General features: G+C 65.6%; 15 protein-coding genes. 8 read left to right on the top strand and 7 right to left on the bottom strand.

The genetic code is table 11. The features are described from left to right. Nucleotides 1-135 precede the first annotated feature (135 nt). From VFK57_12675 to VFK57_12665, 3 genes are all read left to right on the top strand, one after another. On the top strand, nucleotides 136-1,857 hold the full coding sequence (locus tag VFK57_12675) for a multicopper oxidase family protein (protein ID HET7696559.1): 1,722 nt from the start codon (nucleotides 136-138) through the stop codon (nucleotides 1,855-1,857). 47 nt (nucleotides 1,858-1,904) lie between these two features. Then, a complete protein-coding gene (locus tag VFK57_12670) occupies nucleotides 1,905-2,828 on the top strand; it encodes an alpha/beta fold hydrolase (GenBank protein ID HET7696558.1) in 924 nt (307 codons plus the stop codon). A gap of 216 nt (nucleotides 2,829-3,044) precedes the next feature. Next, on the top strand, nucleotides 3,045-5,159 hold the full coding sequence (locus VFK57_12665; GenBank protein ID HET7696557.1) for a PAS domain S-box protein: 2,115 nt from the start codon (nucleotides 3,045-3,047) through the stop codon (nucleotides 5,157-5,159). 132 nt (nucleotides 5,160-5,291) lie between these two features. Here the strand turns inward: VFK57_12665 and VFK57_12660 are convergent, their stop codons facing one another. Beyond that, entirely contained in the window at nucleotides 5,292-6,281 is a 990-nt protein-coding gene (locus VFK57_12660) for an SAM-dependent methyltransferase (GenBank protein ID HET7696556.1), read from the bottom strand. A gap of 438 nt (nucleotides 6,282-6,719) precedes the next feature. Between VFK57_12660 and VFK57_12655 the strand changes: the two genes are divergently transcribed. Beyond that, entirely contained in the window at nucleotides 6,720-8,525 is a 1,806-nt protein-coding gene (locus VFK57_12655; GenBank protein HET7696555.1) for an ABC transporter ATP-binding protein, read from the top strand. A gap of 36 nt (nucleotides 8,526-8,561) precedes the next feature. Here VFK57_12655 and VFK57_12650 read toward each other — a convergent pair whose 3' ends face one another. Both VFK57_12650 and VFK57_12645 read right to left on the bottom strand, forming a co-directional pair. Continuing rightward, a complete protein-coding gene (locus VFK57_12650) occupies nucleotides 8,562-9,275 on the bottom strand; it encodes a dienelactone hydrolase family protein (protein ID HET7696554.1) in 714 nt (237 codons plus the stop codon). 173 nt (nucleotides 9,276-9,448) lie between these two features. Then, on the bottom strand, nucleotides 9,449-10,591 hold the full coding sequence (locus VFK57_12645; protein ID HET7696553.1) for a S41 family peptidase: 1,143 nt from the start codon (nucleotides 10,589-10,591) through the stop codon (nucleotides 9,449-9,451). Between the two features lie 115 nt (nucleotides 10,592-10,706). On the opposite strand from VFK57_12645, the gene VFK57_12640 reads away from it, so the two are divergent. Both VFK57_12640 and VFK57_12635 read left to right on the top strand, forming a co-directional pair. Further along, the gene (locus VFK57_12640; GenBank protein ID HET7696552.1) at nucleotides 10,707-11,177 is read left to right on the top strand and encodes a hypothetical protein; all 471 of its coding nucleotides are present in this window, start codon (nucleotides 10,707-10,709) and stop codon (nucleotides 11,175-11,177) included. Between the two features lie 5 nt (nucleotides 11,178-11,182). Then, the gene (locus tag VFK57_12635; protein ID HET7696551.1) at nucleotides 11,183-11,668 is read left to right on the top strand and encodes an RNA polymerase sigma factor; all 486 of its coding nucleotides are present in this window, start codon (nucleotides 11,183-11,185) and stop codon (nucleotides 11,666-11,668) included. A 359-nt stretch (nucleotides 11,669-12,027) separates the two neighbouring features. On the opposite strand, the gene VFK57_12630 is transcribed toward VFK57_12635, so the two are convergent. Continuing rightward, entirely contained in the window at nucleotides 12,028-12,945 is a 918-nt protein-coding gene (locus VFK57_12630) for an alpha/beta hydrolase (protein HET7696550.1), read from the bottom strand. A gap of 60 nt (nucleotides 12,946-13,005) precedes the next feature. Then, entirely contained in the window at nucleotides 13,006-14,394 is a 1,389-nt protein-coding gene (locus tag VFK57_12625; protein HET7696549.1) for a hypothetical protein, read from the bottom strand. Nucleotides 14,395-14,595: 201 nt separating this feature from the next. On the opposite strand from VFK57_12625, the gene VFK57_12620 reads away from it, so the two are divergent. Together VFK57_12620 and VFK57_12615 are read left to right on the top strand one after the other, a co-directional pair. Next, nucleotides 14,596-15,195 carry a sigma-70 family RNA polymerase sigma factor gene (locus VFK57_12620; GenBank protein HET7696548.1) on the top strand — a complete coding sequence of 200 codons (600 nt, stop codon included), beginning with the start codon at nucleotides 14,596-14,598 and terminating at the stop codon, nucleotides 15,193-15,195. After that, entirely contained in the window at nucleotides 15,192-18,407 is a 3,216-nt protein-coding gene (locus VFK57_12615) for a protein kinase (protein ID HET7696547.1), read from the top strand. Before VFK57_12620 ends, VFK57_12615 begins: the two co-directional genes overlap by 4 nt. Here the strand turns inward: VFK57_12615 and VFK57_12610 are convergent. After that, a complete protein-coding gene (locus tag VFK57_12610) occupies nucleotides 18,311-19,183 on the bottom strand; it encodes an aminoglycoside phosphotransferase family protein (GenBank protein HET7696546.1) in 873 nt (290 codons plus the stop codon). The genes VFK57_12615 and VFK57_12610 overlap by 97 nt on opposite strands. 458 nt (nucleotides 19,184-19,641) lie before the next feature. After that, nucleotides 19,642-20,316, bottom strand: a complete 675-nt coding sequence (locus VFK57_12605) for a hypothetical protein (GenBank protein ID HET7696545.1) — start codon at nucleotides 20,314-20,316, stop codon at nucleotides 19,642-19,644. Nucleotides 20,317-20,394: the final 78 nt, after the last annotated feature.

Genomic DNA, 20,394 nt, shown 5'->3' with positions numbered 1-20,394 from the left:
ATGTTCGTGCTTCGACAGAGGCTGGTCACACCGATCGTCGCTCTTGGCATCTTCGCGGCGTCGGACAGCGCAGGACAGCCGCCTCCTTCGCCACCGGCAACGGCCGCGACGATCGAGCGGAAGCTCTCGGTCGAGATGACGCGAGGAACTCTGTGGAACCCCTGGACGCTGAGCGTCGACGCCGTCGAGCTGCGCAGCTTCGCAAGCAGCGACGTTGCACGCGGACGCTTCGTGGGACCCACGATCCGCCTGCGGCCTGGGGACATCCTGCGACTTCGCGTCGAAAACCGGCTGCCGGCGTGCGCGGACATGGCCGCGCACGGCTGCATCAATGACACCAACATTCACACTCACGGGCTATGGGTCTCGCCCGCCGGCAACAGCGATAACGTGTTGATCGCGGTGCCCCCGGGCGGACGGTTCGATTACGAGTACCTGATCCCCGCCGATCATCCCGCGGGCACGTTCTGGTACCATCCGCACCGGCACGGCAGCTCGCTCTACCAGATCGGGAGCGGCATGGCCGGCGCGCTCATCATCGAAGGCGATCGGCTGCCGGCGGACGATCGGCCGGGGGATATCGACGTGCTGCTCAGGGATGAGCGCGGGCGCGCGTTTCCGGATCGTGAGCTGCTGCTCCAGCAGATCAACTACGCCTGCTTTGACGACCGGGGTGCGGTGCGGCGAACGCGCGCCGACGGAGACGACACACGGCCCTGGCGCTGTCCACCGGGCGACACCGGACGAATCCAGGCGGGCACGCCCTTCGGCAACCGCAGCTTCTGGCGGCAGACCGGGCGTTATACGTCGATCAACGGTGAGGTGCAGCCGGAGGTCGTCGCGTCAGTCGGACGATTCGAACGGTGGCGGCTGATCCACGCCGGCATCCGTGAACGTGTCCGTCTCGAGCTGCGCCGCGTGGCCGACGGCGCCCCGATGCTGCGGACCGTCCCTGCCGCCGACCAGGAAGCGTGGATGGATCGGTTCTGTACGGGCCAGCCGCTGCGATTGTGGGAGATCGCGCTCGACGGCCTTACTCGGTCCGACGTTCGCCAGACGTCGGTCGCCGTCGTGTCGCCGGGCGAGCGTCTGGATGTTCTGGCGTACTTGCCGGCCCCTGGGCGCTATTGCGCCATTCACGCGCCGTTCGAGCCAGTCGGCACCGTGGGGAACGGACGCGCCGTCGCTCCCAGGAGGATGTTAGCCATTGTCCGCGCCGAAGGCACAGGGAGTACCGCCGACCCCGAATCGGTGTTGCGCTCCAGTCTGATCAGCGCCGCGGAGCGCGCGCTTGCGGGTCCTGCGCACGCGGCGACGCGGCGGCGAGTCATTGCCGATCTGAAACAAGGCTTGCGCCTGAACGCCTTCGTTCCGCACAGGACGATCGCGGACGCCGAACTCACCGGCAGGCAGGTCGCGCTGTTCCACAACATCGCGCCCGCAGGTCAGGAGCCCACGTTCGCCATCGACGATCGAGAATACGATCACGAGCGGATTGACCGCGTGCTGCCGCTTGGCGGCGTCGAAGAATGGCGCGTCAGCACGGAGGCCGGCACGCTCGTCGACCATCAGTTCCACATCCATGTCAACCCGTTCCAGATCGTCTCGATCCGGAACGCCGATGGCCTGGACGTCATCGACACCGGGAGCCCGGGACACGATCCGGACTACGCGGGCCTCAGCGGTCAATGGCGCGACAGCATGACGCTGAAGAGCGGCTATCAGGCCGTGCTGCGCACGCGCTACGAGCGGTTCATCGGGGATTTCGTGCTGCATTGCCATATCGTCCAGCACGGGGATCAAGGCATGATGCAGAACCTGCGGATCGTGCCCGGTTCCCCTCGACGGGATCACTGACGCCTCGTCACCGCCAGCCCTGTCCCGGGTCCGAATAGAGCTGTCTCATGAAACGCGTCCTGACACTCGCCGGGGTCCTGCTCATCTCGTTGATGGCGAGTCTGGCCGCGCAGACGGGCATCAAGAGCGAGTTCGTCACACTGAAAACCGGTGACGGCGTGACCCTGCACGGTGCGCTGTGGACGCCTGCGCGGGGAAAGTCGCGCGTCGGGATCGTCATCGCCGCCGGCGCAGACTCCGAGTTCTACAGTGACTGGCTCGTTTGGCTGGGTGAGCACTTCGCGCGGTCAGGCTACATCGCGCTGTCGATGAACCGCCGTGACCACGGGCCGCAGCAGTGGTTCCACCAGTTTGAGCCATCGGCGATGGATCACAAGTACATGGTCGACCTCCTCGCCGCGCGCGGCGTTCAGGCGGTCGTTCTCGCCGGCCACAGTTATGGCACCGTGACGGCGCCGTACTACGCCATGGCCTCCGACGATCCCCGCGTCAAGGCGCTCGTCCTCTACGGACCGCATGGTTACAAGCGCGACGGGCTGACACGGTCCTTCGGCTCCCAGGCCGAGTACGAGCAGACCGTCGCCAGGGCCAGGGACATGGTCGCAGCGGGGCGAGGCCGGGAGACATTTCTGCTGCCGCCCATACTCCCCGGCGGGCCGCCCCGGCCGAGTTCCTACGAGACGTTTCTCAATCGGGGAGGCCCTGATACCAGCGCGGTCCCGATCGAGATCATCCGGAAGGTCCAGGGCCGGCCTATCCTGGCGATTCGCGACCCCGCGGATCCATACCGCGCGACCGTTCCGCCCGCCCAGCAGCAGTTGCTGGAAGCCAACAAGAATCTCGAGTACGTACTCCTGCCCGACATCAGGAATGGAAAGATGGACGGCGCCGCACATCAGTTCCAGGGGCGGGAAGACGAGGTCTTGCGCATCACCCTGGCGTGGCTCGGGAAGCAGAGGCTGAGCCCGTAGATCGGACACGAGCGCACCGCCTCGCCGATCACACCGGTGCGGCTACTTGCACGGGGCCCGGGGCCGGTACCAGCTTCCATCCGCATGCTGGCAGGTTGGGCGGCGTCATGGACGATGACGGCCAGGCAGAGCGTGATGTGATGACGACTTTCCCTGCTGAATCGCGCCCTGTTGTGGTTACCATCCCATCCTCCGGTGGGTGAAGGGGGTAGCCCCATGAATACAGATCGCAACCTGCTGTTTGCCGTGCTGGCGCTGCAAGCGGACTTTCTCGATCCGGACCAGTTCATCAAGGCGTGTACGTTGTGGACGACGCGCAAGCACGTGGCCCTTCCGCAGCTCTTGATCGAGTTGGGCTGGATGAACGCGACGGAACGGTCGGATGTCGAGCGGCTGCTCGAGCGCACGTTGAGGAAGTACGGCGGCGAAGCCAGGGCGGGCCTTGCGGTGATCGCCGATGACGTGAAGCGCTCATTGGCCGCCCTGGACGACGACGATATTCAACGGACGCTGTGCGATCTCCCGGATCCTGATGCGCCGACGACCCTGGCGACCATCCACGAACACATCTCGAATCCCCGGGACCGCTATTCAGTGAGCCGTTTGCACGCGAGCGGCGGCATTGGACGGATCTGGGTAGCGCGCGATCTGACTTTCGGCCGTAACGTCGCTCTGAAGGAGCTGCGACCCGAGCGTGCTTCCTTGCCCGCCCACCGCGCCCGCTTCCTTCAGGAAGCCCGGATCACCGGGCAGCTGGAGCATCCAGGCATCGTACCTGTCTATGAGCTGGCTGTGCGGGCCGCCGATCAGGAGCCGTTCTACACCATGCGGTTCGTCAAGGGCCGGACCCTGAGCGAGGCGGCTCGGGCATGGCACCAGACCCGCCGACAGGCGCAGGGAGAAATGCTCGATCTTCTCCCGTTACTCAATGCCTTCATCACGGTCTGCAACACAATCGCGTACGCTCATTCCCGACGAGTGATCCACCGCGACCTCAAGGGTGAGAACGTCGTGATGGGTGACTTCGGCGAAGTCGTCGTGCTCGATTGGGGTTTGGCGAAGCTGGTCGATCAGAAGCCCGAGGCGGACGCTGCCTCGCTCGACGCCGATAATGCCGGTCCGATCGATATCGGTCTCACGATGCAGGGGCAGGCGATGGGGACGCCCGCCTACATGGCACCGGAGCAGGCGTCCGGACGGGTCGATATCATCGACCGCTGTACCGATATCTACGGGCTGGGAGCGATTCTTTACGAAGTGCTGACGGGTGACCCGCCGTTCTCCGGTCAAGACACCGAAGAGGTGCTGCGGAAAGTCCGTGAGGAACCACCCCGGCCGCCCCGCGAGCGATGGCCCGACGTGCCCCCGGCGCTCGAAAGCATCTGTATGCGTGCGCTCGCGAAACAGCCGAAGGACCGCTTCGCGTCCGCCAGTGAGCTGGCCACGGCCGTTCAGAGTTGGCAGGAAGTTGAGCGTCGCGAAGCCCAGGAAGAGCGCGATCGCTTCTTCACTCTCTCCCTCGACATGCTGAATATCGCCGGCTTCGATGGGTATTTCAAGCGGGTGAACCCGGCGTTCGAACGGACCCTTGGGTACACCGTCGAGGAGGTGCTTGCAGCACCGTACCTGAGTTTCATCCACCCTGACGATGTCGAGCGGACGATCGCTGAGGCTCAGAAGATCGCCAGCGGCACCGGTACGGTTACGTTCGAAAACCGGTATCGCTGCAAAGATGGATCGTACCGATGGTTCCTGTGGACTGCGACACCGTATCCAACCCGCCAGTTGATCTACTCAGCGGCGAAGGACATTACGGACCGAAAGCTGGCGGAGGAGGCATTGCGCAAGGGCGCGGAACGCTACCGATCGGTCATCACGGCCATGCAGGATGGCATTCTCGTTCTTGACGCCGACGGCAGTATTCGAACGTGTAATCCCAGTGCGGAGCGCATTCTTGGACTCACCGCTGAGCAGATTATCGGTCGCACGGCCGTCGATCCGCGCTGGCGAGCCATTCATGACGACGGCTCGCCGTTTCCGAGCGACGCGTTTCCAGTTGCGGAAACCTTGCGCACGGGCCAGCCGTGCTCGAACGTCGTCATGGGAGTGTACAAACCGGATGACACGCTGACGTGGATTTCCATCAACTCCGAGCCCGCCTTCGAGGCCGACGGGACGACCCTCAGCGGCGTCGTGGCGTCGTTCGAAGACATTACTGAACGCAGACGGCTCGAGGAGGCTCTGCGGCAGGCGTCAACCGAGCTGGCAATTCTTCGTCATGGCAGGCCAGGAGAAATTCCGCCCGCCTCCGGACAGCCTGAGCGCGTGTGAGACGCTCATCGAGCTCGTTCAATCTACAGTGCCGCCGATTCGGCCGACGCGGGCGATGCGCTTCGACGCGATGAGGGGCCGAACACGCCTGGCGGCGATACCCGGGCGCGTGCCGCATCACGCTTCTACGGACTATCGAACGGCAGCAGTGCAGATATAGCTGCCCGCCTTCGCGAGCTCCGGCAAGGCTCCCGCTTCGGCCGGTGGCAGGTATCGAGCGCGCAACTCGCTCATGTGAACGTCCGACACAATCGCGAGCCCGCGCTTCGTGACGAAGCCCTGCCGGTCTTCGTCCGGCAGCCCGAAGATGATGGGCTCCTTCACAGCCTCGAGGCGGCTCATGACGTCTTTCAAGGTTGCGTGCGGCGACGTCAGCGTGCTCGCGAGAAAATAGTCGAAGACGATTCTGCTGCCCGGAGCCGAATGTTGCGCCACGAATCTGAGCGTCGCATCCACGGCTGCCTCGGGGATGTAGAACGTCACACCTTCCCAGATGAAGATTGTCTTCCTGCCACGGTCGTATCCGGCGGCCTCGAGTACCGTCCTGAGATCGTCCTTGGTGAAGTCGATGGGCACGTATCGAACGTGGGACGGCAGGGAGCCGACGACTTCCCTGACGCGCTTCTTCTTGTACTCCTGCGTGGGGGGAAAATCGACCTCGAAGACGCGCGCCGCCGCGAGGCGCGTCCCGTACCTGTACGGCCGGCTGTCCAGCCCGGCGCCCAGGATGACCACCTGCGTCGCACCCAGCGCGAGGCTTTCCTCGAACATTGCGTCGATGTGGCGGGTGCGCACGTGCACCGCCTGCGCGAAGCCCCGCCGGATGCCCAGGCTCGCCCATGCGCGCTCGGTGTCCAACGCCAGCGCGTTCAGCACGAGGTCCGATTTGGCCTTGCGGAGGATGTCCCGCTCTTCAGCACCGAGAAAGCGTTCCGCGAGCGTGTCGCCGTTGCGGATCGCCGGGTCGGGGTGCTTGGCGCCGATCGCACGATATGCCGTCACTTCGAGCGCCGACACCGATGGCTTGCCGGGATCGACCGCGTGGAGGGTCGCGATCAGCAGCGCCGCCGGACCGACAAACAACGTCCTGCGTGGGGTCCACGCCGCCAGGGGCCGACTCATGGAGAACCTCCCGCTCGTGTCGCGATTGGCCGATACGGCCGCCTATCATATGCGGAATCCCGATCGGAGCTCGCCTGAAGCGTGGTTCCTTCGTGTGACGCGAGCACGCCGAGGCGCAGCATTCAGGGGAAAAGCGTAGCGTCACGCAATCATTCATGAACTTTCCGGTGTTCACCTACGTCAACGAGATCTTCGCCTCGGCCGGTTCTACTGATCGCCGGCGACACAGCGCTTCGACGAGATCACCATATTTCGGCGACGGGCAACCTGAAGCGACTGGCGCTGGTGCTTGGAGCCATGTAAGAGTCTGGACCAGCAGCCTGCCGCAGGTACCGGCGGGAATTCTCGTGATCGCGAGGACACGTGCCGCGGATTGATCGCCCGACGAGTTTTCGACCGCGGCTGCTCGGCCGATCCACACGGTGGCGAATGGCCGGCGTGCTGCGGCCGCATTGGCTCAGGATGGCCGCCGCGCTCGTCGCCGTCGTGTTCGAGACGCTCGCCGATGTTCTCGAGCCATGGCCGGTCGCCATCGTCGTCGACCACGTGCTCGGCGGCAAGCCGCTTCCGCGTCAGGTGCGACCCGTCGTCGACACGTGGTTCGGCACCGATCCGGCGGCGCTCCTCGAGTTTGCGCTGGCCGCCATCATCGTGATCGCGATCGTCGGCGGCATCGCGTCGTACGTCCAGAAGTACCTGACAACCACCGTCAGCCAGTGGGTGGCACACGACCTGCGGCTGACGCTCTACAACCGGATCCAGCGGCTGTCGCTTGCGGAGCACGGCCGTTCGCGCGTCGGCGATCTGGTGATGCGGGTCACGAAGGACGTCGACGCGGTGCAGGACTTCATCGACACGGCCCTGCTCGGCCTGGTCGTCAACGCGCTCACCCTCGCCGGCATGGTGACGGTGATGCTCCTGTACAACTGGCGTTTCACGCTGGTCGGCCTGTCGGTGGCGCCGGTGTTGTCCGTGTTCGTCTACTTCTATTCACGGCGTGTGAAGGCCGCATCCCGTGTGGTCAAGAAGAAGGAGAGCGAGCTGCTCTCGAACGTCGCCGAGAAGCTGACCTCCATCCAGGTCATCCAGGCGTTCGCCCGCGAGGAGTACGAAGATCGCCATTTCAGCTTCGACAGCCGCGACAGCGTCCGCGCCGGCCTGCAGGCGCGCAGCATCAAAGCCAAGCTCTCGCCGATGGTCGATCTCATCGTCGCGGCGGGCACCTGCATCGTCCTGCTGTACGGCGTCCGGCTGATCTCGCTCGGACAGCTCTCGACCGGTGTGCTGATCCTCTTCCTCATGTACTTGAAGAAGACCTACAAGCCGATCAAAGACCTGTCCAAGATGGTCAACACGCTGTCCAAGGCGGCGGTCAGTTACGAACGGATCCAGGAGGTGATCGAGCTCGAGAGCGCGATCCGCGATCGGCCGGATGCCCGCGTGGCGCCGCCGTTCCGCGGGCTCATCGAGTTCGATCGGGTGACGTTCGGCTACGATCGCGACACGATCGTCCTCAAGGACGTGAGCTTCCGGATCGAGCCGGGTCAGAAAGTCGCCATCGTCGGGCCGTCCGGAATGGGCAAGAGCACGATCGCCAGTCTCGTCCCGCGCTTCTTCGATCCGCTGAGTGGCGTCGTCCGCATCGACGGCGTGGACGTCCGCGAGTACACGCTCACGTCGCTGCGCGATCAGCTTGGCTTCGTGCTGCAGGATTCGCTGCTCTTCAGCGGGACCATCTGGGACAACATCAGTTATGGGCGGCCCGATGCGGATCCGGAAGACACCATCCGTGCGGCGCAGCTCGCCAACGCGCACGATTTCATCGTCGGCCTTCGGCAGGGCTACGGGACGCCGGTGGGTGAGCGCGGCGCGACGCTGTCGGGTGGCCAGCGCCGGCGGATTGCGATCGCCCGCGCCATGGTGCGCAACTCACCCATCCTGATCCTGGACGAGCCCACCACCGGCCTCGACGCGGGGGCCGAGCGCGCGGTCGTCGAGGCGCTCGAGCGGCTGATGGAGGGCCGGACGTGCCTCGTGATCGCTCATCATCTGGACACCATCCGGTCGTCAGACCTGATCCTCGTCGTGAAGGACGCCGAGATCGTCGAGCGCGGCACGCATCTCGACCTGATCGCCGCTGGAGGCGTGTACTACGAGCTCTACATGCTGCAGGCGAGGCAGCAGGAGCCGCACGCGACACCGGCTCGGCACGAGCAGGCCTTTGGCTCGCCGGAGGCGAGGTGAATGCGAGCTGCGGAGCAGCGTTTCATGGCGCTTTGACTAGGCGCCGAGGTGGCGCCGCAGGAACGCGATCATCCTCTTCAACTCGTCGTCGTGCTGAGTCGCGTTCGTGAAAAAGGTGTTGTGGCCGCCTCCTTCGTAGTAGTGCGCTTCGACAGGTTTCCCGTTCCGCCGCAGCGCCGCCTCGAACTCGCGCGCCAGCGCGACCTGCGTGTTGGCGCCTCCACCATCAGCAGGCCCGTCGGCTGTGCCATGCAGGAGAAGCATCGGCACCTTGAACTCGGCGGCGCGCGCCACCGGCCGATACCCGTGCCCCGCCGCATGCAGAACCGCCGCCTGGACGTCGCCGAACGCGAGCAGGTACTGCAGTGTTTCGCCGCCGCCGCGGGAATGTCCAACGAGCCCGATCCGATCCGGACGAACGCCCGGCAGCAGGCGAGCCGCCTTCACCACCGCGTGGATGTACCGCACCGCTTCCGGGTATGCGTCACGCTTCAGCGGCGGTATCTCTGGACAGGGGATCGGCGGTGTCACGATACCGGAGCCGCCGCCGCTTCCCCCGGAAAACCAGCACGCGGCAACGGCGAGGAATCCACCGCGCGCGAGGTCCTGCGCCCATTGAACGTACTCGCGCGCGAATCCATGGGTGCCGTGAAGGACGACGACGACCGGATGAGGACCGGGGCCCGAGGGTCGTGCGACGGCGGCTAACATCACCCCGAGATCCGCGTCTGCGATCCTCACCCACTGCACGGCCAGCTTCTCGGTGCCCGCTGGTGCGTCGACCGGGGTGACGAGCGGCGGCGGAGTTTTCGTGATGCCGGGCGATATCTGGGCGGAGCCTCGCCAAGGTACCGACGCAACGACGGTCAATGCGATCGGGACTATGAGCCGCTTGCGCATGGTGGCAGGCCGAGACGCGAGCACTATACACGGGATGCGTGGTGTCCGTTGTGCTGAGCATCCTGAGCATCGCCGCCGCGTTTCTGTTCCTGCAGTTCGGGACGCGGCATTGGCGTCTCCTTTTCCAGCACCTCCTTGCGCCGCACCCGATCTTCCCTCAGATCCGCGTCGCCATGCTGAATCAGCCGTTCGAGGATTCGGATCTGCGCGGTGCGAAGGGCGTCGCCGGACGGGACGGCGAGCTCTGGCGCGACGCCGGTGCCTTCCCAGTTCGACTTCGTGTGCGGATTGACCGCCTGCGCCGTGGGCACGATCGCGGCGTAGTGGTCGCTGATTCGAAAGCGACCGGACGGGTTCGCGCCGCCGCGGGTCTTCTCGCCGACGATTGTGGCGCGACCGAGCGCCTGGAGGTCGTACGCGAATTCCTCGGCAGCGGAAAACGTCCTCGCACTCGTAAGAATGTAGACGGGTTTCGTGCGCCCGAATTTCCTGCCCGCGACATGGGGCAGCGTCCACGACTGCTTCAGCAGGTTCTCTCTCGGAACCACGATGTCGTTCAGGTGCTGCGGCTCGCTGTCGAAGAGATAGCTCGCGAGGAGCGCGACCATTCGCGAGTTCCCGCCTCCATTGAAGCGCAGGTCGACGATCAACGCGTCGGTCTCGGCGACAAAGGACATGGCCGCCGCGGCCGTGGCGCCGCCCAGCTCCGGATCGGCGAAGAAGTCGAGATCGACGAATCCAACGTTCCCCGGCAGCCGCTCCACTTTCACGAAGCCGAAGTTGAGCGCTGCCATCTGGCGGCGCGTATCGTCTGGCGATCGCGGCGACGGCGGTTGGGGTGCTTCGTTCATGGGTGGAAATGGTTCTTTGCTGTAACCCACGCGTACGTGCTGGTCGCCGGTGATCGTTCGAAGGTCGTGGGTCAGGGCATCGGCGAAGGCCTGGCCGTCCGGAATGTCCCGGTACGCGCCCGCCTGAATTCGCTTCTCGAGTTCGGGGCGCACGCGCGCACCAACGTCCGGAAAGACGTAGGTCGTCTCGAACCGGGAGGCGATTGCCCGGATGACCTCGTCGCGCCCGCTCGGGGTCGCGGGCGCCTGGGCCGCTGCAACGGGAACCAGGACTGTGATGAACGCGGTGAAAACGACGGCTGAGATGCGGTGCATGGGTCGGTCCTCTCTCATGGGTTGAGTCGTGCTGCCTGCTACAAGCCGCCAGCGGGGGCGCGGTTAACCGACCCCATGGTGTTAACCAGCCGTCTGTGCTGCAGTTGTTCCAGTCATGGAAGACAGATTCGTTGAAGTTGTCGTATGGGCCGCCCTGTCGGCGTGGGTGGCGTGGCTGGTGTATCGACGGTCGGTGCGCGGCGTGGAAGAACGCGCCAGGAACCACGCGGTCGTCGAGCGCATCCTCGATCGGTTCGCCTCAGCCGACGAACTGCTGGCGTTCGTGCGGAGCGACGAAGGGAAACAGCTGCTCTACGGCCGCGCCGGCACCGCCAATCCCCGGCGATCCGTGATTCGCTTCGTCCAGGTCGGCATCGTCGTCTTCAGCCTGGGCGTCGCGTTTCTCGCGAACGCCATACGGCTCGCCGGCGAGACGGACATCAACTTCATTCGCAAAGTGGAAGATCTTCGCTACTGGGGAACGGCCGGCGTCTCGGTCGGCGCGGGACTGCTCGTGGTCGCGGCGGTGTCTCATCTCATGGCCCGCCGCTGGGGGCTGCTCGATGGACGAGAGACGCGGCCGTAGCGGTCATGCCGGAAGCGGACTTTGGGGCGTGGTACGAGGCAACGTATCCCCGGCTGTGGAGCTGGGTGCGGCGCGTCGTTGGCGATCCGAGCGTGGCCAGTGACATTGCGCAGGAAGCGTTCGTCCGCCTGCTCCAGTCGGGGCGCGACTCGCTGCCCGAGGCTGAGCGCGCGCCGTACGTCTTCACGATCGCCCGGAATCTGATGCGCGATCACTGGAAGGGGGGCGCGCGCGGCGAGGAATCGTGGCGTGACGAAGACGTGCGCAGCCTTGTGGCGTCCGGCACCCGCGACGTTGCGGTGTCCATCGATCTCGAACGCGCCCTGGAAGCTCTGACCCCGCAGCAGCGCTCGATCGCCTGGCTCGCGTACGCCGAGGGCTGGGATCATCGGACCATCGGCCGGATCGTGGGCGTTGGAGAGAAGAGCGTCAGGGTGCTCCTGTTTCGCGCGCGCCGGAATCTCGTTCGGCTCCTTGGAGGCACGTCGTGATTGACGATCGGATGCTGGCGGAGGCCTTTCAACGAGCGAGGGCGGCGGACCGCGTGCGCGTACCGCCCATGCCGGCCATCGTCGCGCGAGCGGAATACGCACGGGAGACGCAGAAGCGGCGTCGATTCACGGCGGTGCTGACGTTCGCTTCGGGACTGGCTGTCGCCGTCACGCTCTGTTTGATCATCTTTGCGCCGGGCACTTTCCCTCTGCCAATGTCGCCAGGTGTCGTGGCGCTCCTCGCGCTTGGCGGCGGGGCCGCATTGTGGGGACTTGGACCGCCGCCGCTCCCGAGATCGAGCTGACGGAGAAGAAGGCGGGTTCCGGGATCAGGCGATTTGCCGTGCGGAGCCGCCCTCTCATTCCCTGGCTGACGCGAACTTGACGATGACGTTGGCGAGCAGGTCGCGCCCGCCGTCCATCGCGTTGTGTTCCTGGCGCTCGAGCACCACGAGCGTCGAAGTCGGCAGCGACTCCCGCAATGCGCCGATCGACTGTCTGGCGTACGGCGACGCCGTGTCTTCACCGATCAGCAGCAGTGTCGGCATCGTCACGGACTTCATACGGCTGGCGTCGAATCGGTACGCCGCCAGGGCGCGCATGGTGCGGGCATGCACGGCCATGGATGCGACGAGGCCGGGCCACGTTGAACGGGTCTTCATCCTGGCGATCTCTTCAGACGACTGCTTGACGATTTCCGTCTGGAAGATCACGAGTGCCCGTTCAAGCTCTCCACGCGCGACCATCTCCTCGACTCTGGCCGCGACGGCGAGCAGGTCGTCGGCCGGGTCGTACAGAGGCGGTTCGTAGAGCATCAGCCTGGCGATGCGGTCGGTCAGGAACGTGGCTTCGAGCGCCGCGACGCCGCCGAACGAATGACCGAACACGAAGACCGGTCCGGCGCGCGAATTCACGACCGCGGCGACGTCCTCCGCTTCCTTCGACAAGCTGTATTCGACCGAGTCGCCGCTGGCGCCGCGGCCGCGCCGATCCATCGCGCAGACGGTGAACCTCGACGCCAGGAGCGGAAACATCGGTGTCCAGCGAGTGCGATCGCCGACGCCGCCGTGGACGAAGAGCAACGTCGGGCCGGTTCCCGCACATTCCACTCCGATGCGCGTCCCATCCTTCGATGTCACCGCGATCAGTTCACTTCGACTTGCTGCGGACGCCGTCTGGCCAGCCGATGCCACCACAAGTGTGGGCTGATCGCCTCTTGGCAGCGACAGGAGCAGAATCCCTCCGGCAACGAACGACAAATGTGATGACCGCCACATGGAAAGCCCCTCACCTCCAGCCGGTGGCCTCGCGGCCTGCTGCTTGCCGCGGCCTCGCGCCTACTGTTTGCGTAGATACGCCAGCAGGGCCGGCCGCTCCTCCGGCGCGATGAAGCCGCGATCCACCACGGTGCCGTTCGACGACACGATTGCCGGCAGATTCGGTGGCGGATTGGTCCGCACGACGAAACGAAAGAACGCGTCGTAATGATCGAGCACCTGTTCGAGTGTGGCGGCGGAGTTGTTGTGGAAGTAGGGCGCGGTCCGGCTGATGCCACGCAGCTGCGTCGTGTCCATCGCGCTGAGGTCTGCAGGCTGGCCCGTGAGCAGCAGACGGCCGGGATCTGAGGTCGTCACGAACTGATAGGAGCCGTCAGCCCGCGTAATGCGATAGATGCGCGCATTGCGCGCCAGTCTCGGTGGGCAGGGATCGAATCCATCAGTGCTCGGACGCGGACACGCCGTCTGGATGTTGTGATATCGAGCCCGAATCGGCCGCGGAATCGCTGCATCGGGCGTCGATCCGCTGGGATGGAGCACGCCGCCGTGGCACTGCGCGCACGAGCGTTTGAACACCGCTTTGCCGCGTTGTTCGAGTTCGGTGAGCTCTGGATCGGGATCGGGAAACGGCGCGGCGCCAGATGCGATCGCGTCGGCCAACGTTTCAACTGCCGGTGACGAGAACAATGTGCGCTGGAACGCCGCGAGATCGTCGAGCATCCCGGCCGGAGGTTCGACGGTCACCTGCGCATGCGCCAGAAGGGCGCTGCGCGCCTGCTCCTGCAGCGTGCCGAATCGCGCGTCGTGCTGGTAGCCGCCCTGCCGGTTGGCGCCGTTCGGATCAACGCCCATGATCGGCGCGCGTGGCGCCGGGGGCCAGACGGGCGGAACGTCGTCGGGGCCGGTAATTGCCACGTTGTTCACCGGCATCACCGCTCGCCACACGTCGACCGATGTCTCGTCGCCCGGCTGGCACGCGACCGGGTCCGGCGCCGGGCAGGTCGCCGGGTCGATGAGCCTGACGTTGGGCGGGAGCGCCAGCGTCACCCGTACGAGCCCGTTCTCGACCAGATTTGAATAGTCGTTCGCCAGCTCGCCGTGCTCACGGAAATCGTCGGCATCGACAGGCCGGAACAGCGGATCGTCAGCGTTCTTGTTGACCGAGCGCCTGGCCATCAGCGCCTCGAACCTGGCCCGGGCCACCGCCGGCGAGAGCTGAAAACTCTCGGACGGCACGTGACAGTCGGCGCAGGCGCGGCCGTTCCCGCCCAGACCGTGCAGGTTGCGGTCGTTGAACGACACACGTCCCCGCGCCACTGCATCGCAGGGCGAATCCTGACAATTCAGTGTGATCTCGCCGCGTCCTTGAGCGGAGACGACGATCCATGTTCCCACCGGCAATGCGGCGGCGATGAGTGCACCCGTCAGACATCGACCAAACACGCGCATGCTTGCCTCCCGCGCACACCGACCTGCCTTTGCCTGTGCCGCCTCATAACGCGTAAACGGTGGTCGGACTGCCTCATGGAGCGGGATCGCGTCACTCATGAGAGCCATGACATGCAGCACGGCCGATGGTGATTGGCTGAAGCGCTCTATAATCGGCCCGAGCCAGCTGCCCGCAGCCGGGGGCCGAATGATGAGCGACCGATGGGAAGATCCCGGGACATGAATGCGGCGCCCACCGGGACCGTCAGTCAGTTGCTCCGGGCATGGGGACGTGGGGACACGCAAGCGCGGGAAGACCTCCTCCCGCTCGTGTACCAGGAGCTTCGGCGGCGCGCGTCGGCATACCTTCGCCGCGAACGTCCGGATCACACGCTGCAACCCACCGCGCTCGTGCACGAGGCGTACATCCGTCTCACGGCACAGACACGTGTGAGCTGGTTGAATCGTTCACAGTTCTTCGCGATTGCCGCGCAGCTCATGCGCCGCATCCTGGTCGACCACGCGCGCGAGCGGCAGGCCGTCAAGCGCGCGCGCGGCATTCGCGTGAGCCTCGACGAAGGAGCACGCGCGGTTTCACCACCCGACTGCGAGCTCCTCATGCTGGACGATGCGCTGCAGGACCTGGCGCGGCTCGATCCGCGTCAGGCTGAAATCGTCGAGCTGAAGTACTTCGCCGGCCTCTCCGAGACCGAGATTGCGGGCGTGCTGTCGCTGTCGCGCGCCACGGTCACGCGGGAGTGGCAGTCCGCGCGAGCATGGCTCTATCGCCGGATCACGAAGGGGCGGGCCGCGCGACCATGAACGACCCGGCCCGCTGGCCACGAGTCAAGGACATCTTCCACGCCGCGCTCGCGCGCGCGCCGCACGAGCGCGGCGCGTTCGTACGCGAGGAGTGCCGGGAAGACGCCGCGCTCAGAGAAGACGTGGAGTCGCTCCTCGCCGCGCATGCCGACGCTGAAGGGTTCGCGGAGACGCCTGCCGTCGCCGCGCTCGCTCGAGCGGCAGATGCTGGCGCACCTGTCGCTGCCGCACTGGCTCCGGGCGCCGAGCTCGGGCCTTACACAATCCTGGGGCCGCTCGATTCGGGCGCGATGGGTGAAGTCTATCGCGCGCGCGACACCCGGCTGGCGCGCGACGTCGCGGTCAAGGTCCTGCCCGCCGCGTTCTCCGTCGACGCTGAACGGATTGCGCGACTGGAGCGAGAGGCACGTCTGCTCGCGACCTTGAACCACCCGCACATCGCGACGATTCACAGTCTCGAAGTGTCCAACGGGGTCTGCGCGCTCGTGATGGAGCTCATCGAGGGGCCGACGCTCGCCGAGCACCTCGCCGGCAGAGCCCTGCCGATGAATCGCACGCTCGAGATCGCGCGGCAGATCGCCGACGCGCTGGCGGCGGCGCATGCGAGAGGGATCGTTCACCGCGACCTGAAGCCGGCGAACATCAAACTCACGGGCAGCGGCGCCGTGAAGATTCTCGACTTCGGTCTCGCGCAGGCCGTCGGGCCCGACGATCGCGACGTCGGTACGGCTGGTGAGGCCGGCGATGTTCCCATCCGGGACGATCTGATCGCCGGAACCCCGGCTTACATGAGTCCCGAGCAGGCGCGGGGCGAGCGCGTCGACCAACGCGCCGACGTCTGGGCATTCGGATGCGTGCTCTACGAGATGCTCGCCGGGCGGCGGCCGTTCGCCGGCACCACGACGTCCGAAACGTCCGGTGCCGTTCCGGACCGCGGGCCCGACTGGCAGGCGCTGCCGCCGACCGTGCCGGATGGCATCCGCCGGCTGCTGCGCCGCTGTCTCGAGCGCGATCCGACGCGACGGCTGCATCACATGGCCGACGCGCGAATCGAAATCGATGACGCCGCTCTCGACGGCGGGGATCGCTCACCGGCCCAACCACGACGATCTCGATATCGCGGGCGCATTGCTGTCGGATTGGCTGCCGCGGCGGCGATCGTGGTCGGCGTCCTGTTCGTGCAGTCGGCACCCGACGCACCGGCGATGCGCATCGGCGACATCACGACGCCGTGGACCTCCGATCCGGCGTCGTTCGCGCTCTCGCCCGATGGACGTCGTCTCGCATTCGTCGGCGATTACCAGGGACAGCCTGCGCTCTGGGTGCGTCCGCTTGACGCGGCCGAGGCGCACCCTCTGCCGGGAACTCAAGGCGCGCGGCGGCCCTTCTGGTCACCCGACAGCCGCTCGATCGGGTTCTTCGCATTCACCGAACTCAAACGGATCGAGGCAGATGGCGGCGCGCCGCAAACGGTCACGTCAATCATCGCCGGCACCGCAGCAGCGTGGGGCGCGGGAGGGACCATCCTCTTGTCGGGCAGGATGTCGCGCACGATCTCCCCCTCCCCGAGCGGGCTGGTGCGCGTCGACGTCGCCGGAGGTGCGTCGGACATTGCGACGTGGCCGGTGCCGCAATCGACCGGGCATCGGTATCCGGAGTTTCTGCCCGGCGGACGACAGTTCCTGTTCTTCGCCGGCGGCGCGGCTGATGTGCGCGGGGTGTACGTCGGTTCTCTTGATTCCTCCGACACGACTCGCGTCGTCGCATCCGACTCACGGGGGGCGTACCTGCCTCCGGGGTGGTTGCTGTTCGTCCGGGAGGGGGCGCTCCTGGCGCAGCGGTTCGACATCAGCCGCCGCATCGTCACCGGCGAGCCGATCACGGTGGCGGATTCGGTCGCCTTCGACCCGGTGACCGGCGACGCCGCGATCTCCACGTCCGACACGGCGGTGTTCGCGTATCGCTCCGGTCGTGGACCAGTGAGCCAGCTGGCGTGGTTCGACCGATCGGGCCGTCCGCTTGGAACGATCCGCCCCCCCGACGAAGCGGCGGTGTCGAATCCAAGGTTGTCGCCCGACGGACACCGCGTTGTCGCCGAGCGTACCGTTCAGAACAACACGGCGCTGTGGCTGCTGGATCGCGGCCGTCAGATGCTGTTCACTCGGACAGACGACGAGGGCATGGCGCGATATCCCGTCTGGTCGCCGACCGGCAACCGGATCGCGTTCGCATCCGTCCGGATCGCGTCCGTGAGGTTGTCCGCGAAGCCATCAGAGGGCACCGGGGACGAAGAGGTGCTGTTGGAGTCCTCGCAGGACGCGCTGCTCACCGACTGGTCGCAGGACGGTCGGTTTCTGCTGTATTTCGCTCCGGATCCGAGAACCGGCACGGATCTGTGGATGCTGCCCCGCGACACGCGCGTGCCCAAGGTCTTCCTCGCGACCGCGGCGAACGAAATGTGGGGGCAGTTCTCGCCCGACGGACGCTGGGTCGCGTATCAATCGAACGAGACCGGCAGGTTCGAGATCTATGTTCGGTCTTTTCCCGCCGGGGGTGTCGCGATTCCGATCTCTACCGCCGGCGGCGTCTACGCCCGCTGGTCTCGTGATGGGAACGAACTCTATTACGTGGCACCCGACGCAACCATGATGGCGGTGCCGGTTCGCCGCACGCAGACGACGCTCTCGGCCGACTCGCCGGTCGCATTGTTCAGGACGCGACGCGTGGGCGGCGGCGTGAACGTGATCGGATATGGACATCAGTACGACGTCGCGCCGGACGGCCGCTTTCTCATCAACGTGGAGCCTGAGTCAAATCCGCGACCGATCACGCTGGTGATGAACTGGAAGCCGTCCACTGGCTCCTCCATGTGGCGTGACCTCGGACACCTGCTTCGAAGAGTCGGCGACCGCAGTTTCAATCTGCTGCCGCACCTTCGGCAGCACCTTCTTGCCGGGCAATTCGATGCGCTCGAGGAACGTCTCGTGCGGAACCGCGGCCGGCGACGACGTCGATGCGGCCGGGCGCGATCGCCGCGGCGGTCGCGAGCTGTTGGAACACACGAATCGGCTCGTCCGTGGAGAGCCAACGAACGCGCGAATGAACGAGCGACTCCTCACGAGGGCGCAAGTGCCCGCGCGATTCGCGGCGATTCATCTCGGTCCCAATCACTGCGGGGTTCCGCAGCGAGGCGAGCGAACAGCCAGGACTGAACACGCCGCGGATCGACGCCAAGCAACTCCGCGAAACGCTGAATCGTGCCAAGAGGATCCGCGCGCAGCCTCCCGACACAGTTCAAGAGGTGCTGGGTTGCGTCGAACGCAGGATCACCGAAGAAGGGCTTCGGGTCGATGACAAGCCAAGGCTCTCGCTGCGCCTCCAGCACGTTCCCAGCGTGAAGGTCGGTCGCCAAGAGGACGCTGTCCTTCGCCGTTCGCGACAACTCATCGAACACGGACAAGCCCTCGCGGACCAACCAGGCATCAGACCACTGCGCCGAGCACGTCAAGGTTTCCACAGTCCAACGGGCGATCAGCGATGAGAGAGGGCGGAAGGGGTGTTGCGCGCTCGGCGATCGCCAGAGTCGACGGAGGAGTCCTGCGATTACTGCGTCCTGTTCGCCTTCCTGCCGCAATCCGCGAAGATGTCTTCCGGGCGTACAGCGCTCGAGCAGCATGGCTCCGAACCCCTCGTCGTCGTCGATGAGGCGAACCGTCGGGTCACCATTCCAGAACCGCAACCCGTCAATCTCGTGCATGGCCTCGAAGTGAGGCATGCTGACCTTAAGAACAGCCGCCGATCCATCCGCAGAGGTGACGGGTGCCACCCAGGCGCAGCTCAGCTCGTCGTTGTCGTACGGGCTGCCGAGGGTTAGTGACCAACGCGCCTGCAATTCGCGAATGACGGCTGGAAGACGGGAAAGCCATTCGGTTGCCTCAGGCGAGTTGCGGCAGCTCGCCGAGAGTCGGGCGGGAAGCACAAGATCCATGCAACATGGCTCCGTCGTCGGCAAGGTTCAGCGGCGACAGCATGACAGGTTTCGCGCCGCTCTCGCGTTCGTGATGGAAGGCGTGCTGTTCTCATGCACCCTCGCCAGCCAATGGTCGGGGATGACGACTGATCGAGCCGACGTTGCAGAAGTTTCTAGCGTGGTGGAGTGGCCGTTTTCGGCCGCTGCCCCTTCAGCGCCACCAGGTTGGGCCGATCGGGGATCGAGGGCGCGGATTTCGAATGGAATGCCCTCGGCTTTCAACACGCCCGCGAGATACTCGACGACCAGCCGCTCGTTCCCTGGGCATTGCTCGTGTCGAGACGAAGCGGCGCCTGATAGTAGCGCATCGTCTCGGTCTCGACGGCGGGCCAATTCGGCTCTGATCGGGTCTGCGCGGCACGATCCGATGCAGCCAGCCATATCCCGCACGAAACCCACTCTCGTTCAGCTCGGTTCTACCCCGTCGTCACGACGATATCCCACTGCGCCCGGAGGACGGGACTCGCAGAGGACGCGGAGACATTTGCGATCAACGTGTCCGGCCGCCGGACGGAATTGAGGTGGCGATCCTGATCGTTGAGTGGCTCATTGGGAAAGAAGAGTTGCGTGACTTTGCGATCAGTATGTCCCTGAATTTCGACATGGATATGGGGCGCTCGCATGTCGCCGCGGGCAGTCGGGTACGGTCCCGGTTTGATCGTCGTCAGCGCGTAGCGACCATCCTCGTCAGTTCGCAGGAGGGCGTATCCTTGAAAATCGGGGTCGAGTGGTAGATGAGTGTTGGGATCAGACGGGTGAGCGTACCGCCCGTTCGTGTTTGCCTGCCAGATTTCAATCTGTACACGGCGCAGCGGCTCTCCTTTCAGGTTTGTGACGCGGCCGGTCAGTTGTACTACCTGCCCGGCAGCTCGCCGATGATGTCCACGCACCAACGTCAAGTCGGGATCGCGGTCCGTCGGCTTCACGCGAGGGTAGAACGGACCGGTGATCAGGTCCGCCGTCTCCCGTCGAACGGCGTCCTGCCCTGCGACCAGCAGGACGGGGACACCAGCAAACGCGAGACCGCTCGCCGCAATTGATCCGAGTCGGATCAACCGCCGTCGTGACAACCCGAAGTCGCCACAGCCCATACGTCATCCTTGCCTTTTCTCAAGCTCGTTTTCGAGGCGCGGTTCCTCTCGTATTCGGGCGACATCCTACAGCGAATT

Source organism: Vicinamibacterales bacterium (genome assembly GCA_035699745.1).
Lineage (GTDB): Bacteria > Acidobacteriota > Vicinamibacteria > Vicinamibacterales > 2-12-FULL-66-21 > JAICSD01.
Note: the sequence above shows the minus strand (reverse complement) of the source record. Positions and strands in the feature narration are given on the sequence as shown.

Excerpts from the sequence above, each read along its gene's own strand:
- VFK57_12675 (HET7696559.1), top strand. The coding sequence starts at position 136 with ATGACGCGAGGAACTCTGTGGAACCCCTGGACGCTGAGCGTCGACGCC.
- VFK57_12670 (HET7696558.1), top strand. The coding sequence starts at position 1,905 with ATGAAACGCGTCCTGACACTCGCCGGGGTCCTGCTCATCTCGTTGATG.
- VFK57_12665 (HET7696557.1), top strand. The coding sequence starts at position 3,045 with ATGAATACAGATCGCAACCTGCTGTTTGCCGTGCTGGCGCTGCAAGCG.
- VFK57_12660 (HET7696556.1), bottom strand. The coding sequence starts at position 6,281 with ATGAGTCGGCCCCTGGCGGCGTGGACCCCACGCAGGACGTTGTTTGTC.
- VFK57_12645 (HET7696553.1), bottom strand. The coding sequence starts at position 10,591 with ATGCACCGCATCTCAGCCGTCGTTTTCACCGCGTTCATCACAGTCCTG.
- VFK57_12640 (HET7696552.1), top strand. The coding sequence starts at position 10,707 with ATGGAAGACAGATTCGTTGAAGTTGTCGTATGGGCCGCCCTGTCGGCG.
- VFK57_12635 (HET7696551.1), top strand. The coding sequence starts at position 11,183 with ATGCCGGAAGCGGACTTTGGGGCGTGGTACGAGGCAACGTATCCCCGG.
- VFK57_12630 (HET7696550.1), bottom strand. The coding sequence starts at position 12,945 with ATGTGGCGGTCATCACATTTGTCGTTCGTTGCCGGAGGGATTCTGCTC.
- VFK57_12625 (HET7696549.1), bottom strand. The coding sequence starts at position 14,394 with ATGCGCGTGTTTGGTCGATGTCTGACGGGTGCACTCATCGCCGCCGCA.
- VFK57_12620 (HET7696548.1), top strand. The coding sequence starts at position 14,596 with ATGGGAAGATCCCGGGACATGAATGCGGCGCCCACCGGGACCGTCAGT.
- VFK57_12615 (HET7696547.1), top strand. The coding sequence starts at position 15,192 with ATGAACGACCCGGCCCGCTGGCCACGAGTCAAGGACATCTTCCACGCC.
- VFK57_12610 (HET7696546.1), bottom strand. The coding sequence starts at position 19,183 with ATGGATCTTGTGCTTCCCGCCCGACTCTCGGCGAGCTGCCGCAACTCG.
- VFK57_12605 (HET7696545.1), bottom strand. The coding sequence starts at position 20,316 with ATGGGCTGTGGCGACTTCGGGTTGTCACGACGGCGGTTGATCCGACTC.